This is a genomic window from Burkholderia sp. Ac-20353, assembly GCF_017104785.1.
In the GTDB taxonomy this organism is placed as follows: Bacteria; Pseudomonadota; Gammaproteobacteria; order Burkholderiales; family Burkholderiaceae; genus Burkholderia.
Genome location: NZ_JAAGPL010000046.1, coordinates 1 through 16020 on the forward strand (window position 1 = coordinate 1; position 16020 = coordinate 16020).

Annotated in this window: 11 protein-coding genes and 2 pseudogenes; 2 read left to right on the forward strand and 11 right to left on the reverse strand. The window is 59.9% G+C overall.

What is annotated here, in order from left to right:
* Nucleotides 1-283, reverse strand: a 283-nt coding sequence (locus G3N94_RS15935) for an FAD-binding oxidoreductase (RefSeq protein ID WP_205793485.1), incomplete at its 3' end; no start/stop codon positions are given.
* Nucleotides 284-642: 359 nt separating this feature from the next.
* On the opposite strand from G3N94_RS15935, the pseudogene G3N94_RS15940 reads away from it, so the two are divergent.
* Nucleotides 643-1254, forward strand: a pseudogene (locus G3N94_RS15940) (adenylate/guanylate cyclase domain-containing protein); the annotation flags it as partial.
* Nucleotides 1255-1358: 104 nt separating this feature from the next.
* On the opposite strand, the gene G3N94_RS15945 reads toward G3N94_RS15940, so the two are convergent.
* The 5 genes from G3N94_RS15945 to G3N94_RS15965 all read right to left on the reverse strand — a co-directional run bounded on the left by G3N94_RS15945 (nucleotide 1359) and on the right by G3N94_RS15965 (nucleotide 5997).
* Nucleotides 1359-2066, reverse strand: coding sequence for an RraA family protein (locus tag G3N94_RS15945; RefSeq protein WP_205793486.1), 708 nt, complete (start codon nucleotides 2064-2066; stop codon nucleotides 1359-1361).
* Nucleotides 2067-2148: 82 nt separating this feature from the next.
* Entirely contained in the window at nucleotides 2149-2370 is a 222-nt protein-coding gene (locus tag G3N94_RS15950; RefSeq protein ID WP_241021874.1) for an EamA family transporter, read from the reverse strand.
* Between the two features lie 42 nt (nucleotides 2371-2412).
* Entirely contained in the window at nucleotides 2413-3573 is a 1161-nt protein-coding gene (locus G3N94_RS15955) for a thiolase family protein (RefSeq protein ID WP_205793488.1), read from the reverse strand.
* 55 nt (nucleotides 3574-3628) lie between these two features.
* A complete protein-coding gene (locus G3N94_RS15960; protein WP_205793489.1) occupies nucleotides 3629-5008 on the reverse strand; it encodes an MATE family efflux transporter in 1380 nt (459 codons plus the stop codon).
* A gap of 17 nt (nucleotides 5009-5025) precedes the next feature.
* Nucleotides 5026-5997 carry an alpha/beta hydrolase gene (locus G3N94_RS15965; RefSeq protein WP_205793491.1) on the reverse strand — a complete coding sequence of 324 codons (972 nt, stop codon included), beginning with the start codon at nucleotides 5995-5997 and terminating at the stop codon, nucleotides 5026-5028.
* 109 nt (nucleotides 5998-6106) lie between these two features.
* On the opposite strand from G3N94_RS15965, the gene G3N94_RS15970 reads away from it, so the two are divergent.
* A complete protein-coding gene (locus G3N94_RS15970; RefSeq protein ID WP_205793492.1) occupies nucleotides 6107-6673 on the forward strand; it encodes a TetR family transcriptional regulator in 567 nt (188 codons plus the stop codon).
* 551 nt (nucleotides 6674-7224) lie between these two features.
* On the opposite strand, the pseudogene lpdA reads toward G3N94_RS15970, so the two are convergent.
* From lpdA to G3N94_RS15995, 5 genes and pseudogenes are all read right to left on the reverse strand, one after another.
* Nucleotides 7225-8658: pseudogene (lpdA, locus tag G3N94_RS15975) on the reverse strand (dihydrolipoyl dehydrogenase); the annotation flags it as partial.
* 136 nt (nucleotides 8659-8794) lie between these two features.
* Entirely contained in the window at nucleotides 8795-10120 is a 1326-nt protein-coding gene (gene aceF / locus G3N94_RS15980) for a dihydrolipoyllysine-residue acetyltransferase (protein WP_205793493.1), read from the reverse strand.
* A 133-nt stretch (nucleotides 10121-10253) separates the two neighbouring features.
* Nucleotides 10254-11690, reverse strand: a complete 1437-nt coding sequence (locus tag G3N94_RS15985) for an amino acid permease (protein WP_205793494.1) — start codon at nucleotides 11688-11690, stop codon at nucleotides 10254-10256.
* Nucleotides 11691-11835: 145 nt separating this feature from the next.
* On the reverse strand, nucleotides 11836-14514 hold the full coding sequence (gene mdeB / locus G3N94_RS15990; protein WP_205793495.1) for an alpha-ketoglutarate dehydrogenase: 2679 nt from the start codon (nucleotides 14512-14514) through the stop codon (nucleotides 11836-11838).
* Between the two features lie 263 nt (nucleotides 14515-14777).
* The gene (locus G3N94_RS15995) at nucleotides 14778-15977 is read right to left on the reverse strand and encodes a methionine gamma-lyase (RefSeq protein WP_205793496.1); all 1200 of its coding nucleotides are present in this window, start codon (nucleotides 15975-15977) and stop codon (nucleotides 14778-14780) included.
* Nucleotides 15978-16020: the final 43 nt, after the last annotated feature.

A 16020-nucleotide genomic window follows, 5' to 3' on the forward strand; every position in this document is an offset into this window, starting at 1 on the left:
GGCCCAGCGAATCCTCGATCGGCGGCATGTCGCACGACCAGCCGAGCAGCGCCTGCCCGCCGTTGCGGCCCGACGCCGCCCACGCGACGCGGCTCGCCTCGAGCACCGCAACCCGCTTGCCGGCCAGCGCGAGACGCAGCGCCGTATGCAGCCCGCTGAAGCCCGCGCCGACGACCAGCACGTCGACGTCGACGCGCTCGTCCAGCGCGGGACGATGCGGGATCGGCACCGGATGGGTGCCGGCGTAATAGCTTGCGACGTGGCGATCCGACTGCACGAACATGCGGACTCCGGTGAAATTATCGTCGAGAAATTTCATGAAAAACTAGCACGACAATTTCACGTCAGCAAGCGCGGGGCAAAAATAGTCCGCCGAACTAAAGTTGCGCTCTTTTCGTGCATGTATGGACCCGACGCCTTTTGCAAGCTTCTTGTTCGTGATGTCGAAACGGTCTGCATGCATGTATCCGGCTTGCCCGCCGAGCCCAATGGTGTGCCGTGCTGCAGGCTTCCATGACGACCGCCGCTCCGACACCTTCTGCTCGGCCACGATCTGGTCGTAGAGGGAACTCGGTGAGCAGCGTTTGGCAAAACGACGTCAACTCGTCGGCGCCGGTGCTCATCAGTTGCGGCATCGCGCGCGCAGAACGGCTGAAGGCACGTCACGCACTGCTCGGCAACAGCATCCCGGAAGTCATCGCCGACAGCTTTCCGGAAGTGACCGTCCTGTGCGCTGACATCGTGTCGTTCAGACGGTTTTCTGCGGGCATGAGCCCCGAGCGCTTGGTGAGCGTGCTCGACGAGATCTTCAGCGAATTCGATACCCTCGCCGACATCCGTGGCCTCGAGAAGATCAAGACCATCGGCGACGCTTACATGGTAGCCGCGGGGCTGCCGGAACCGGCGGCAGAGCACGCGGCGCGCGCGGCGCATATGGCGCTCGACATGACCGACGCGCTGGCACGCTTCAATCAGCGCCGCGGCTACAACCTGCAGATGCGCATCGGGATCAACAGCGGCGCGGTGGTGGCTGGCGTCATAGGCAAGCACAAGTTCATCTACGACTTGTGGGGCGATGCGGTCAACACGGCCAGCCGGATGGAATCGCACGGTGTGGCGGGACGGGTGCAGGTAACGGATGCGACCCGGCACCGGTTGGGTGAACCGTTCGTGTTCGAAGAACGCGGCACGATCGAGGCGAAGGGAGTCGGCAAGTTGCACACCTGGTTTCTGTCCGGCCGAAGCGATGCCTAATGCGAATGCTGTACGTGGCGGTGGCGCGCGCGAGGCATCTCCTTGTATTAGAGGAACTGCGTTCAACGTCAGCACAGCTCCTTCCTGCCCTTCCCTATGGAGACTTACTCCTCGATGGCACCACCAATCGCGCGAAGGTACTGCCGGAACGTGAGGTTCGCGTCAGCGTTTCGTGCCGCGATATACTCGTCGAAACGTGCCTGCTTCCTGAAGCTGGTGCCCAGTTGCATACGAGTCGCCTGTTGGCGCTCGGTGTCGCGAATCGTGATGGCAAGCTCTGCGACGGCACCGGCCTTGTCAAGCGGGACAAACAGAACACCATCATCGTCGCCCAAGACGAAGTCATTCGACGTGACGAGATGCTCGCCAACATGGGCAGATGAGAGCACTTCCGTGTCTACCGGATCGAGACGCTGCGGTCCGGCGGGCACTGCACCCAGACTGAAGACCGGCAAACGGATCGTGCGAAGTTCTTGCGTATCCCGGTGCAAGCCCCAGATCACGATGCCCGCCAACCCGGCGCGGCTCGCTTCCAGCGTGATCAGGTCGCCCACACACGCTTCGTCCAGTCGGCCACCGTTATCGACGACCAGCACGTCGCCCGGCGCCGCGCGATCGATGGCCTCAAGGAACACGTCGACGCTACCGAAGTGCCGTACCGGGTTGACGCGGCCACTCAGATGCGTGCCACCCCACAACGGGCGCGTGCTCGCAGGTGCAAAGCGTACCGGGACACCCAGACGCATGCACGCATCGGCGACGTGAGGTGTCGTGAGGTCGAGATAGGTGCGCTGAAGCTGTACGGCATCCATGTCACTTCTCCTTTGATGACGCTGATTGATTTTCGCCTCGCAGCTCGCGAAGCAGGTGATTGTTCCGGTTCGCCATCGCAATTCACTTGAACTTTTCCTGTACGACAGAACCGATACTGGCACCGATTACACACAAGGTGCCGGCGATCTGCAGTGGTGTCAGCGGCTGCGAAAGGACAACGAAACCAATCGCAGCTGCGATCGCCGGCTCCGCACTCATCAAAATACCGAATGATGCGGATGACATGCGCCGCAGCGCGCTGAGTTCACGCACGTATGGCAACAACGGCACGAGCAGAGCCAACCACGCGGCGTCCAATAGCAGGCAACGGCCTCAGTCCATCAATCACGCCGATTCCAAGATCGTCGCGATCCCTTGCCCACCACCGATGCACTGCGTAGCCAGCGCATAACGCCCGCCGACGCGCCGCAACAGCGCCGCGGCCTTGGCCGTGATGCGCGCGCCCGTGGCGCCAAGTGGATGGCCGAGTGCAATCGCGCCACCGTCGATATTGGTACGTGCGGGATCGATGCCGAGCTCGCGCATGCAGGCAATCGCTTGCGACGCAAAGGCCTCGTTGATCTCGATCACGTCCATGTCTTCGATGCGCAGACCCGACCGGGCAAGCGCTTTGCGCGTCGCGTGAACCGGGCCCATGCCCATGATCTCGGGCTCGAGGCCGGCGATCGCGGTCGTGTGGACGCGCGCGAGGATATCGAGGCCGTGCTGCCGGGCGAAGGCCTCCGAGGTCACGAGCACGGCGACCGCGCCGTCCGTGAGCGGCGAGGCCGTACCCGCGGTCACGGTGCCGGTTTCGCCGAAGGCCGGCTTGAGTGCGGCCAGCCCCTCGGGCGTGGTCTGCGGACGCAGACAGAGATCCTGTTCGACGTGCGTGCCGTCCGGCGTGGTGACCGCCACGATTTCGTCCGCAAGACGACCTGCCGCCTGCGCGGCAGCCGCTTTGCGTTGCGATTCGTACGCAAATACGTCTTGCTCGGCGCGCGAAACGCCCCAGCGCGCAGCAACGTTCTCGGCCGTGATGCCCATGGGCGTATAGGCTTGAATGGCGATCTCGGCACTGGACTGCTCGAACGTCGCGAAACGCGGATTCGGCGACGAGGACAGCCCGCCCTGCGGCACCATCGTCATGCTCTCGACGCCGGCTGCGATGAAAGCGTCACCCGCGCCGATCGCGATCTGGCCGGCTGCGATATGGATCGCGTACATCGACGAGCCGCAGAAGCGGTTCAGCGTAGCCCCGCCGATCCGCACGGGCAGGCCTGCGAGCAGCGACGCGACGCGTGCGACGTTGTCGCCTTGCGCACCTTCGGGATAGGCGCAACCCATCAACACGTCCTCGATCAGCAACGGATCGATTCGACTGCGCTGGACCAGCTCGCGCAGCGCGACTGCAGCGAGGTCGTCGGGGCGAGTGGCATGAAACGGACCTTTGCGAGCGAAGGTGAACGGGGTGCGGACATAGCCCGCAATAACGGTGTGATTCATTGCGTGTTCCTTTATGTAATTTCGTTACGTCCGTGCATCAGCATGGCGCGGCCGTTCACACCTCGACGCGCGTCCAGATGCGCGTCGGGACCATTGCTGCGAGGCAGACCAGAGCCGAACCGAGGGTGCCGGCGGCCACGAATCCGAACAGAACATTCATGCCGCCGCCAAGCTGATTGACGGCGAGCCAACCGCCGCCTGCTGCGATCAGCAATCGGGCCGTGCCGCCCAGAATCGTCCAGAACGGACGGCCAATGCCCTGCGCGGCGAACGAGAGTACGAAGGACACGCCCACGAGGCCGTACAGCGGGGCGACCGTTCTGAGGTAGAGCTCTCCGAAGTGAATCGTGGTGACGTCGTGTGCGAACAACCCCAACCAGACTGATGGGACGATTGCGACGCCAAGCCCAATGACTTGCGTAAAACCGGCTCCCATTGCGACGCCGAACAATGTCGCTCGTCGTGCGCGCTCAAGTTCCCCGGCGCCCATGCAGGTGCCAACGACCGTTAATACGGCTGTGCCGACACCGAACAGCAGAGGAATCAGGACGTAGTCGAGCCGCGAGGCGATGCCATAGCCAGCCAGCGCCGATTGACCAAACTGCCCGACTGCCGCCGTGAGCAAGACGACCATCAGGTTCAGTTGGAGAGCGCCAATCGACGACAATACCCCTACCCCAAGAACATCGGCAAAGTAGCGCCAGCTCAGCCGAGTACGATGCAACAGGAGTCCCGCGCGCCCCTTGGCCATATAGATCAGCAGCACGATGGCGGTGACGCTGTAATAGAGCGAGACGGCCACGCCCGCACCGGCGATACCCAGACCGGGAAGCGAGCCGATGCCGAAGATCAACAGCGGCGACAGGGGAACCAGCACGAGTGCGCCCACGAAGGTGACGAGTGCCGGCACCTTAACGTTACCGCTGCCGCGCAAGGCCGCGCATAACAGGTTGACGATCCAAATCGGCACGGCGCCGGCGAACACGTAATTGGAGTAGGTCACCGCGGCAGCCAAACCCTGGCCACGCCCGCCGAGCGCGGAATAGAGCTGTGGGCCGCACACCCACGCCAGAATCATGAACAGGCAGCCAAGCACAACGGCTAACACGACAGCATGTAGAACGAGCGCATCCGCTTCATGCCGCTTGCCAATTCCGATTGCGCGAGCGACGGCAGATGCAACGCCGCCGCCGATACCACCGTTGGACATCATCGTCATCAGCATCGAAATCGGGAACACGAGCGATACCCCGACCAGCGAATCGGTGCCGAGAAAGCTGACGTACCAGGTCTCCAGCACGCCGACCAGCGTTTGAGCGATCAGAACCGCCATCGTGGGAACGCCGAGCGACAACAACGTACCGAGTAAAGGACCGTTCAGGATTCGGGCGCGTCGGAAAGCCGCCGCGTCCAATTTATTGGTGATGTCGTTCATGTGCCTCGTTTCCCTCATCAATTCGAAAGAAACGACAGCAACAGTTCATTTACCGCATCGGGGGCTTCCTGCTGCGCATAGTGTCCGGTACCAACAATAAGGTGCTTGCCGCGGAGATTGGGAACGTTGCGCTCGAGCGCTTCGTACTCGTCCTTTGCCATCTTCAGGACACCATCCATTTCCCCGGTGATGAATACCGTGGGTTGCAGAATCCGAGCGCCGTCGAGGAAAGGCGTCAGTTCCCAGTTCCGATCGAAGTTCCGATACCAGTTGATGCCGCCCCGAAAGCCCGACATCTTGAACTGTGCCGTGAAGTAGTCGAGTTCCTCCGTCGTCAGCCAGACGGGTTGCTTGTCGGGGAACACGAGACTGTCGACAAGACGACTGGCCTTGTCGAAACGGACAAAGCTGGAATGGCGGTGTTTTTCACTCGAGCGAGCCTGCCCCGAGGCCGAATACAGAATGCCCAGCAAAGCGCGTCGAACGTCGGCTTCCAGCTCGCGCTCGATCCGTTCGGGTTCCTGAAAATACTGTTGATAGAAATGCTGCTCTTGCGCGAGCAATTGAAAGCGGACGGACGGCCGCAGTGTCTGGCGCGGCAGGTACGGCACGCTCAGCAAAGCCAGTTTGCGGAACATGTCGGGACGAAGCAGTGCAGCGGGCGCTGCGACCATGGATCCCCAATCGTGTCCGACGAGAATCGCGTGTTCTTCCCCCAACGCATGAACCAGGCCGACCAGATCCGCAACGAGATTCAGGACGTTGTATGCGTCGATTGCTTGCGATGCATCGGTGTCGCCGTAGCCTCGCTGATCCATTGCGACAACCCGGTACCCGGCCCGCGCCAATGGCGCGATTTGATGGCGCCACGAAAACCACGATTCAGGCCACCCGTGACAGAGCAGGATCAGCGGCCCGGAGCCCTGCTCCACGTAGTGCATGCGAATGCCGTTGGTATGGACGTATCCATGCTTCCAGTCCTGTCCCACTTCCGCCCCCTTGGATAAATAAGAGTATGGTCGACATCCAATTAGAGTATGAATACACTCTAAGTGTCAATGAAAAGTTTTACACGGAGCGCTCAGGCGCCTGATCGATATGAGAAAGTCCAGGGAAGAGGCAAGCGAGACCCGCAAGCGGATTGTGGAAACCGCCGCAAGGGAGTTGCGCGAGAAGGGCGTGGTTGGCGCAGGGATTGCCGACATTATGTCGGCTGCCGGCTTGACCCCAGGCGGGTTCTATCGGCACTTCGAGTCGAAGGACCATCTCGTGGCGGAAGCATGCGATGTCGCCAGCGCGACGCTATACGAGACGCTCGAGTCGTTCGTGCAGGGGAAGCCGCCGCGTGAGGCGCGCCGGGAGATTGCGGAGCGCTACCTGTCGGTCACGCATCGAGACAATATGTCAATTGGCTGCCCGTTTGCGGCGCTGGGTGGAGATATGGCGAGAGCCGACACGCGCACACGGCAAGTCGCGACGGACGGGTTTCTACGTCTCGCGGGTCTCATTGCGGAACAGTTGGGAGGCGCGGAAGCGAGCAAGCGTGGCAAGTCACTGGCGGCCGCGTCAGCCATGATCGGTGCGCTGATGATGTCGCGCGTGGTCGATAACGAAGCTCTGTCGCAAGAAATACTCCAGGCCGCTCGGGATGCGCTGTGCAGATGACGCGGTAATGTCTTTTCTCGATGCAGTGAGTCGATCCACGCGCCGCCCGTTCCGGTCGCAAAGAGCATCTCTTCGAGGGGTAATCGTCCGAATCGTGCGAAATCTGGCGGTGACAACCTCCAGCGCCGCTTCCAGCAAGGCACTGCGCCGGCACATTGGTCGGCCCAACGGGAATCGTGCAACACATTGATGGATAAACGTTTTCTCGACCAAAGCGCCATTTTTTGCACGATTCGGACGATTACCCCTCGAAGAGACGCTCTTGCGCAAATCCGACACGAGTGGGCGCGTGCCTCCGCAGGCCAATTCCGTTCCTGCCCAAGCAGATTCGACTGCAACGCAGAAATCGCGCAACTTTAGTTCACCCGGCAACTTTGTCCAAACTTTAGTTCCGAAAATTTGGAACTAAATGTGCGCTCTTGCGTACGCTACTTGTACTCGCGACGCGCCTGGCTACAGGCATCCGCGGCTACCGGGGCAGGCGTGACTTTAGTTCGTGGGGCTATCGCTAAAATGAGTCGCCTGGTTAGCAACTGAAATCAATAGAGCAACTACTTCTTGCGCGGCGGCGGTACGTCGGTGCAAACACCTTCGTAGATCTCCGCCGCCATTCCCACAGATTCACCTAGCGTGGGATGCGGATGAATTGTGCGGCCGATGTCGACAGCATCGGCACCCATCTCGATCGCGAGACAGATCTCTCCGATCAGATCGCCGGCGTGCGTACCGACGATGCCTCCGCCAATAATGCGATGGGTTTCCTCGTCGAACAGCAGTTTGGTAAAGCCCTCGTCACGACCGTTGGCGATCGCGCGCCCGGACGCGGCCCACGGGAACATTCCCTTACCGTACCTGATGCCCTGCTCCTTGCACAGCGCCTCGGTCAGGCCAGCCCATGCCACTTCGGGATCGGTAAAGGCAACCGACGGGATCTGTCGTGCATCGAAACAGGCCTTCTCGCCATGCGCAGCTTCAGCAGCAACGTGCCCTTCGTGAACCGCCTTGTGCGCCAGCATCGGCTGCCCAACGATGTCACCGATCGCGAAAATGTGGGGCACATTTGTGCGCATCTGAGCGTCAACGGCGATGTATCCGCGGTCGGACACGATCACACCGGCCTTCTCCATGCCAATACGCTTGCCGTTCGGGGAGCGGCCAACAGATACAAGAACAGAGTCATAGCGCTGGGGTTCGGCCGGCGCCTGTTCGCCTTCAAACGCCACATATATGCCGTCGCTTTGGGCTTCCACTCCGACTACCCTGGTCCTCAGCATGATCTTGCCGAATCGGTTCTTGTTCTTCTTCTCCCATACTTTCACAAGATCGCGGTCCGCGCCGTTCATCAGACCGTCGAGCATTTCGACGACGTCAATCTCCGCCCCCAACGTGCTGTAGACGGTCGCCATCTCGAGACCGATGATTCCCCCTCCGATAACAAGCATCTTTTTCGGCACCTCGGGAAGTTCCAACGCACCGGTCGAATCGACGATACGTGGATCCTCGGGGATGAATGGCAGCTTCACTGCCTGACTTCCAGCTGCAATGATGGCTTTCTCGAAGCGAATCACGGACTTTTTGCCGGTGACCGCCTTTCCATCGCCCTCAGTCAGGTCGACCACAAGATGATGCGAATCGACGAAGGAGCCGATCCCGCGCACAACTTGTACTTTGCGCGCCTTGGCCATACCGGCAAGGCCGTTGGTCAGCTTGCTGACGACCGACCGCTTGTAGCTTCGCAGGCCATCCAGATCAACCTTGACGTCACCGAATGTGATGCCGTGGGCCGCAAGCGCTTTGGCCTCATCGACGACAGCAGCGTTGTGCAGCAGTGCCTTCGACGGGATGCAACCCACATTCAGGCAGACCCCGCCGAGCGTCGAGTAACGCTCGACCAGCACGGTCCTCATTCCGAGGTCTGCTGCGCGGAACGCGGCTGAGTAGCCACCAGGCCCAGCGCCCAGTACGAGTACTTCACATTCGATGTCCGGCACGTTGACTTCAATCACACTCATCCTTCGCTCCTCAATGCGTTGCCCAAACAGAACTGAAGCAAACGCATCCTTCTTGGTACAGGTGTACGCCTCCAGACCACTCCCAAGCTTGCTGTACCGCCCCACTGGCTTAAAGCAGGATGCGGCGGAAATCAGCCAGCAACTGGGCGAAGTACGCGTTGAAGCGGCCGGCCTCCGCACCGTCGATGACGCGATGGTCCCAGGACAGTGACAGCGGCAACGTCAGACGCGGCGAGAATTGCTTTCCGTCCCAGACCGGCTTCTGATACGACTTGCCCACTCCCAAAATTGCAACTTCCGGCGCGTTGATGATCGGAGTGAAGTAGGTACCGCCAATGCCGCCGAGTGACGAGATGGAGAAGCACCCCCCTTGCATCTGGTCGGGTTTAAGCTTGCCTTCGCGGGCCAGCCTGGCCATTTCGACCATCTCCTCGCCGATCTCCAGCACGCCTTTCTTATCAGCGTCCTTGATCACAGGTACCACGAGGCCATTCGGTGTATCAGCGGCAAAACCAATGTTGATGTACTTTTTCAGTACCAGGTTGTCGCCGTCAATCGACGCGTTAAACGTCGGAAACTTCTTCAACGCCGCAACGGCTGCCTTGATCAGGAAAGCAAGCATCGTGACTTTGACGCCCTGCTTTTCATACTCCTTGTTGAGCTTGACGCGCAGCGCTTCCACATCCGTAATGTCCGCCTCCTCGCAGTTGGTCACGTGCGGGATCATGACCCAGTTGCGATGAAGGTTGGCACCGGAGATCTTCTTGATGCGCGATAACGGCTGGGTTTCGATCTCACCGAAGCGCGTGAAGTCGACTTTCGGCCACGGCAGCAGATTCAGTTCGCCGCCAGCGCCGCCGGCCGCTCCCGATGGATTCTGCGCCGCGGTCTGCCCGCTCATTACGCCTTTCACGAAGCGCTGCACGTCATCCTGCGTAACTCGGCCCTTGGGACCCGTCGCGGGGACGCGCGACACATAGACACCCAGTTCCCGCGCAAACTTGCGAATGGACGGACTGGCGTGCGCGGCGGAGCCGGTCATCGGGGTATACGACGGCGCAGACACGACCGGTGCCACGATCGCCGCAGGAACGGCCGCAGATACTGCGGCCTCTGCTTGTGCCGCCACAGTTGCAGGAGGTAAAACAGGCGCGGTGGTACTCGCCGAAGCCGAAGGCACCGCGGCCGCGTTATTGGCGGTCTCCAGCATCAACAGCAACGATCCTTGCGACACCTCGTCACCAATTTTGATCAGAACTTCCTTGACGGTGCCGGACGTCGGAGTCGGAACATCCATTGTCGCCTTGTCCGACTCAAGCGTCACCACGGCATCCTCGGCCTGGATGACGTCACCCGGCTTCACATGGATCTCGATAACCGGCACGCCCTTGTAGTCGCCGATGTCCGGAACTCTAATTTCGCTCGCTTGACTCATTCTTCGTGCGTTCCTTGATAGCCAGTGCCACTTAAAAGGCGGCACTGCGGCTCACTTTGTTGGAAAACTATTGGTGAAGCCCTGGTCAATCGCAGTGCAATGCAGGCAGAGACCCGGGAGAACAGGCAGACCGTTACTGGCAGGAGGTAGACGGAACAGCGACGGCGTCGCCGCGGTCCGATTTCCCCAATACCGATCGCTTGCGCGCATATCCGAAGTAAACAAGAAGGCCAATTGCGATCCACGCTCCGAATGCGATCCACGTCAGTGGCTGCAGAAACGCCATCAAAGTCACGCAGAACACAATCGCTGCAACGGGTACGAACGGAACTCCCGGGCACCGGAAACCACGAGGAAGATCCGGTCGCGTTTTTCTGAGGACGAGCACAGCGACAGATATCAGCGTGAAGGCCACCAAGGTGCCGACGTTGATGAGCTCAGCCAGGATATGCAGCGGTGCGAACGCTGCGACCGTAGAGAAGACAATCCCGACTGCCCAGGTTGCGAGAAATGGTGTGCCGTGCCGCGGATGCACTTTCGACAATCGCGCCGGAAGCAATCCGTCACGCGACATCGCAAACACAATACGGGACTGCCCGTAACTCATGACCAGAATCACCGTCGTCATGCCAAGAATCGCGCCGAGATCCACGAAGCCAGCAATCCACGTTTCTCCAGCGTATTGGAGCGCAAGCGAGACCGGGTGGGAAATCCCCTCGAACCGTTGGAACGGAACGATACCCGTCATGATTGCGGCGACGATCACGTACAGCACGGCGCATACCGCGAGCGATCCGACGATCCCGATCGGCAGGTCTCGATGTGGCCGACGTACCTCCTCCGCCGCGGACGTAACGGCATCGAATCCGATGAAGGCGAAGAAGACAAGCGCCGCAGCATTCAGTACACCGGCGACACCGAAAGGTGCGAAAGGATGCCAATTGACGGGCTGTACATGGCGAGCACCGACAAAAATGAACAGCAGGACCACGACAATCTTGATCGCCACCATTACGTTGTTGACGCGCGCAGATTCACGAATGCCCAGCGAGAGTGCTCCCGTCAGTACGATCATGATGACGAATGCAGGCAGATTGAACCAGGTTTCCACGCCACTCATGCTTCCAGGCGCAGCTGTCAGTACGACGGGTAACGAGATACCGAATCCTGACAGCAACGATTGCAGATATCCGGACCACCCCACTGACACCGCGGCCGCACCGAGACCGTACTCGAGGAGCAAGTCCCACCCGATTATCCAGGCAACGAGCTCACCGAGCGTTGCGTAGCTATACGTATAGATCGAACCGGATACGGGAACTGTTGCCGCAAATTCCGCGTAACAGAGTGCCGCGAAGCCGCAGGCCAACGCGGCAACAACGAAAGATACAGTGAGCGCTGGCCCCGCGGTCAACGCGCCGGTTCCGGTCAGCACAAATATTCCGGTCCCAATGATCGCGCCGATACCCATGAAGACAAGATCAACCGGACCGAGACTCCTCCTCAAGCCTCCAGCCTTCTCACCGTCCTTCATCATCAGGTCGATGCTCTTCTTGCGGAACAAACTCATGCTGCTGTCTCCATTATTTGCGAATGCGCTGTTGACACGCGCTTCGTCATTTATGCGCTTCTTTGAGAGAGACGCGGCACTGATCGAGATTTCCCTATCTTGTGCCGGTGTCCCGTACGGTCATGCTAGTGGGGTTGCGGCGTTCCTAGATCATCCACGGTGCATTTGCGCCTGCCTTGATTCCATATTGGCTCAGAACCTCGGCATGCTTCTCTGGTGCCACGGCATGGACAGCTGCAGCCACGATATGGTGGCGATCAATCTCGAAGAATCCTCGAAGCTCTGCGCGAGTGTCACTACGTCCGAAGCCATCGGTACCCAAAACCGAGAACGGCGCCCTGACGTACGAAGCGATCAGCTGGGGATACGCTCGCACGTAATCGGTTGCAGCCACAACGGGGATCTCACCCGGCAAGCATCTCTCAAGGTGACTCTCGGCAGTCGCGTCACCGCCAAAGATGCGGCGGCGTTCGCATTCTCGAGCGTCCTTTGCGAGTTCCGAGAAGCTGGTCACACTCCAGATTTCCGCAGTGATGCCCCAATCCCTCGCGAGCAGTTCGCCCGCTGCGATGACTTCCCGGAGAATTGCGCCGGAGCCGAGCAGTCGCACTCGCGTTGATCCGCTTTCCGCCTCGACTTCGTCGAACAGATACATTCCCTTGACCACTGCATCGTGCTTGTCTTCCGCAAGCGCGGCTTGGGGATAGTTTTCGTTGCCGACCGTGATGTAGTAGAACTCGTCCTCTTGATCCTCAAGCATGCGTTTAGTGCCGTTATGCACGATCACTGCTGCTTCGCTTACAAATGCCGGGTCGTACGCCCGACAGTTCGGTACGGTCGACGCAATCAGATGGCTGGTTCCGTCCTGGTGCTGCAACCCTTCGCCTGCCAAGGTCGTTCGTCCCGATGTCGCACCAATGAGGAACCCTCTCGCGCGCTGATCCGCCGCCGCCCAAATCAGATCCCCGACTCGCTGGAAACCGAACATCGAGTAGTAGATGTAGAACGGCAACATCGCTACACCGTTCACGCTGTAGGAGGTTGCGGCGGCCGTCCAGGACGCGATCGCACCTGCCTCCGTGATCCCCTCCTCCAGCAATTGACCGTCGACGGCCTCCTTGTAAAAGAGCATCGAACCAGCGTCTTCCGGTTCGTACTTTTGTCCGACCGGCGAATAGATGCCAATCTGCCGGAAAAGATTGGCCATCCCGAATGTCCTAGCCTCGTCGGCGACGATCGGTACCACACGCGGCCCGACAGTCTTGTCCTTGATCAGGTTGGTAAAGAGTCGGACAAGGCCTGTCGTAGTCGATGATTCGCGCTCGTCACCCTGCAACGCGAATTGCCCATAATCCTCGAGACGGGGAACCGCAAGCTTTTCTGCCTGGCCCACTCGACGCGGCAGGTAGCCGCCGAGGCTCGCACGTTGCGATCGCAAGTACTGCATCTCCGGGGAGCTTTCGTCCGGCTTGTAGAAGCGCATTTCCTCCACGGACGCATCGTCCAGAGGCAGAGAGAATCGATCCCGGAAGGCACGAAGCGCGTCGACGTCCAGCTTCTTCTGCTGGTGCGCAGTCATCCTCGATTCGCCGGCAGCACCCATCCCGAATCCCTTCTTGGTTTTGGCCAAGACGACCGTGGGAGCGCCCTTGTGATTCGCGGCGGCATGGAACGCTGCATACAGCTTCTTGAAGTCGTGGCCACCGCGACGCAACCCGTCAATCTCAGCGGTCGTGAGCCCGCTGACGAGAGCCTTGAGCTCCGGATCAGTGTCAAAGAAGTGCGCGAGGTTGTACTCGCCATTTTTTGCGCCGAGCGTCTGGTATTCACCATCGACCATGGTGGAGAACCTGCGGAGCAACGCGTGATTCTTATCGCGCGCAAACAATGCATCCCATTCAGAGCCCCAAACGACCTTGATGACGTTCCACCCGGCGCCCGAGAAAAGCGCTTCGAGTTCATTGATCACCTGCCCGTTTCCGCGCACGGGTCCGTCGAGGCGCTGCAGGTTGCAGTTGATAACGAAGGTCAAATTGTCGAGACGTTCCCTGGTGGCGAGCGACAGCGCAGCAATCGATTCCGGTTCGTCCATTTCGCCGTCGCCGAAGACGCCCCAGACATGACGTGAGGCCGTCCTGGCAAGCCCGCGGTGTTCCAGATAACGCAGGAAGCGCGCCTGATAGATCGCACTGATCGGACCGATACCCATCGACCCGGTCGGGAACTGCCAGAAGTTCGGCATCAGCCATGGATGGGGGTAGGAACAAAGTCCGTTCTTCCCGACTTCCTGACGATAGTTCGACAGTTCGCCCTCGCTGAGTCGCCCCTCAAGGTACGCGCGGGCATAAACGCCTGGGGCGGAATGCGGCTGGAAGTACACCAAATCGCCCTTCTCGCTCTCCGTGTCCGCTCGGAAAAAGTGATTGAATCCGACTTCAAACAGCTCGGCCGCCGATGCGTAGCTCGCGATGTGTCCGCCCAATTCCCCATAGGACTTGTTCGCACGCACCACCATTGCCAGCGCGTTCCATCGAATGATCGATGTCAGCTTCTGCTCGATCACCAAGTCACCCGGATAGCGCGGTTGCTCGTCGACCGAGATGGTGTTCTGATACGCCGAGTACGGATGCCGCGACTTGCGGATCTTCAGATTCTTTGCGTGGCGGTCGAGATTTTCCAGGATGAAGTGAGCTCGGTCCGGACCTGCCGTTCTCAGCACGCCTTCGAGAGCGTCGAGCCATTCCTTGGTCTCCTGCACATCCTCATCGACCGGAGCCCCACCGGAATGTTCATGGCCGGTTCCGGCGTCGATATTGGCCTTCATTGTTGCCTCCTGCATGATCTCTATCTAGTTGGAGTTACTCGACACTTCTCTGGCTGCTAAGTCAGTTCAAGTGCGGGCGATTCATCCGGCAATAACATGTCGCACAACGTCACACTCCTGCATTGCCTGGTTGGCTTCGAAGGTTCCGTGCATACCCGGCATGCCGAGAAACCTGCGTGATGGCTGTACCGTTTGCAGTCAGGTAAGCGCCCACCAAACCAACTCGCCGGTGGGCCAAACGATCTATTAGTTATGCGAAATGCTCACTGTATGCATGCTTCCAAAGCCTGCTTGACGTCTTGCAGGATGTCCGGCGCATCTTCCAGACCTACCGACAAGCGCACCAATCCTTCCGAGATGCCGTGGGCCGCCCGCTCTTCCGGCGTGTAGGTCGAGTGCGTCATGCTTGCCGGATGCTGTGCCAGGGATTCGCAGTCACCAAGGCTCACCGCCCGCGTAAACAGCTTCAGTGCGTTCATGAATCGCTTGCCGGCAGGCTCCCCGCCCTTGAGTTCAAACGCAATCATTCCGCCGTACCGACGCATTTGGCGCGTCGCCAGCTGATGCTGGGGAAACGACGAAAGGCCCGGGAAATGAACCTCTGCGACCGCGGGGTGGCTGGCGAGCATCCCGGCAAGCAGTTCTGCAGATTCGCAATGGCGCTCCATACGAATGGCGAGCGTTTTCAGGCCGCGCATCAACAGAAATGCATCCTGGGGGGACATCACTGCGCCAGTCATGTCCTTGAGACCGTACAGGCGAATCTGGTCGATGATCTCTTTGCTGGCGATCGCGATGCCGGCGGTAATGTCGCCATGCCCGCTGAGATATTTCGTTGCTGAATGAACCACGACATCCGCGCCCAGTTCGAGCGGGCGCTGCAGGTACGGGGTGCAGTACGTGTTGTCCACGACAAGCTTTGCCCCGGCTCGATGGGCCAGTTCAGCAATGCCTTCGATGTCGGCGAGCCGCATGTTCGGGTTGGCCGGCGACTCGAAATAGATGACTTTCGTCTGCGGCGTGATGGACTCTGCCACTTCGTCGAGATTCGACATGTCAACGTGCCGCACTCGCACGCCGAACTTCCCGATGCCATGCTGCAGGAACGCGAAAGTGCAGCCATACAGAGTGCGGTCCGCGAGAATTTCGTCACCCGGCCGAACCAGCGTCCAGAGGGTCGAAGTAATCGCGCCCATGCCCGACGAGAACGCAACCGCCGCCTCGCCACCCTCGAGCGTTGCCATGCGCGACTCAAGGAGCGACAGCGTCGGGTTGGAGATGCGGGTGTAGAAGTAGCCTTGCTCTTCGCCAGCGAAGCAGCGACCACCGTATTCAACTGACGGGAACGCGAACGTGGCGGACAGATACATCGGGGGAACGAGCGAGCCCTGATTGTCGATGGGGTTGTAGCCGTGATGAATTGCTCGAGTGCTGAAGCCCGAGTTCAGGTTCTTTTCGGACATGTGACGTCTCCTCAGTCATACTAGTTTGGGTGCAATAAGTCTA

Excerpts from the sequence above, each read along its gene's own strand:
- G3N94_RS15945 (WP_205793486.1), bottom strand. The coding sequence starts at position 2,066 with ATGGATGCCGTACAGCTTCAGCGCACCTATCTCGACCTCACGACACCT.
- G3N94_RS15955 (WP_205793488.1), bottom strand. The coding sequence starts at position 3,573 with ATGAATCACACCGTTATTGCGGGCTATGTCCGCACCCCGTTCACCTTC.
- G3N94_RS15960 (WP_205793489.1), bottom strand. The coding sequence starts at position 5,008 with ATGAACGACATCACCAATAAATTGGACGCGGCGGCTTTCCGACGCGCC.
- G3N94_RS15970 (WP_205793492.1), top strand. The coding sequence starts at position 6,107 with ATGAGAAAGTCCAGGGAAGAGGCAAGCGAGACCCGCAAGCGGATTGTG.
- aceF (WP_205793493.1), bottom strand. The coding sequence starts at position 10,120 with ATGAGTCAAGCGAGCGAAATTAGAGTTCCGGACATCGGCGACTACAAG.
- G3N94_RS15985 (WP_205793494.1), bottom strand. The coding sequence starts at position 11,690 with ATGAGTTTGTTCCGCAAGAAGAGCATCGACCTGATGATGAAGGACGGT.
- mdeB (WP_205793495.1), bottom strand. The coding sequence starts at position 14,514 with ATGAAGGCCAATATCGACGCCGGAACCGGCCATGAACATTCCGGTGGG.
- G3N94_RS15995 (WP_205793496.1), bottom strand. The coding sequence starts at position 15,977 with ATGTCCGAAAAGAACCTGAACTCGGGCTTCAGCACTCGAGCAATTCAT.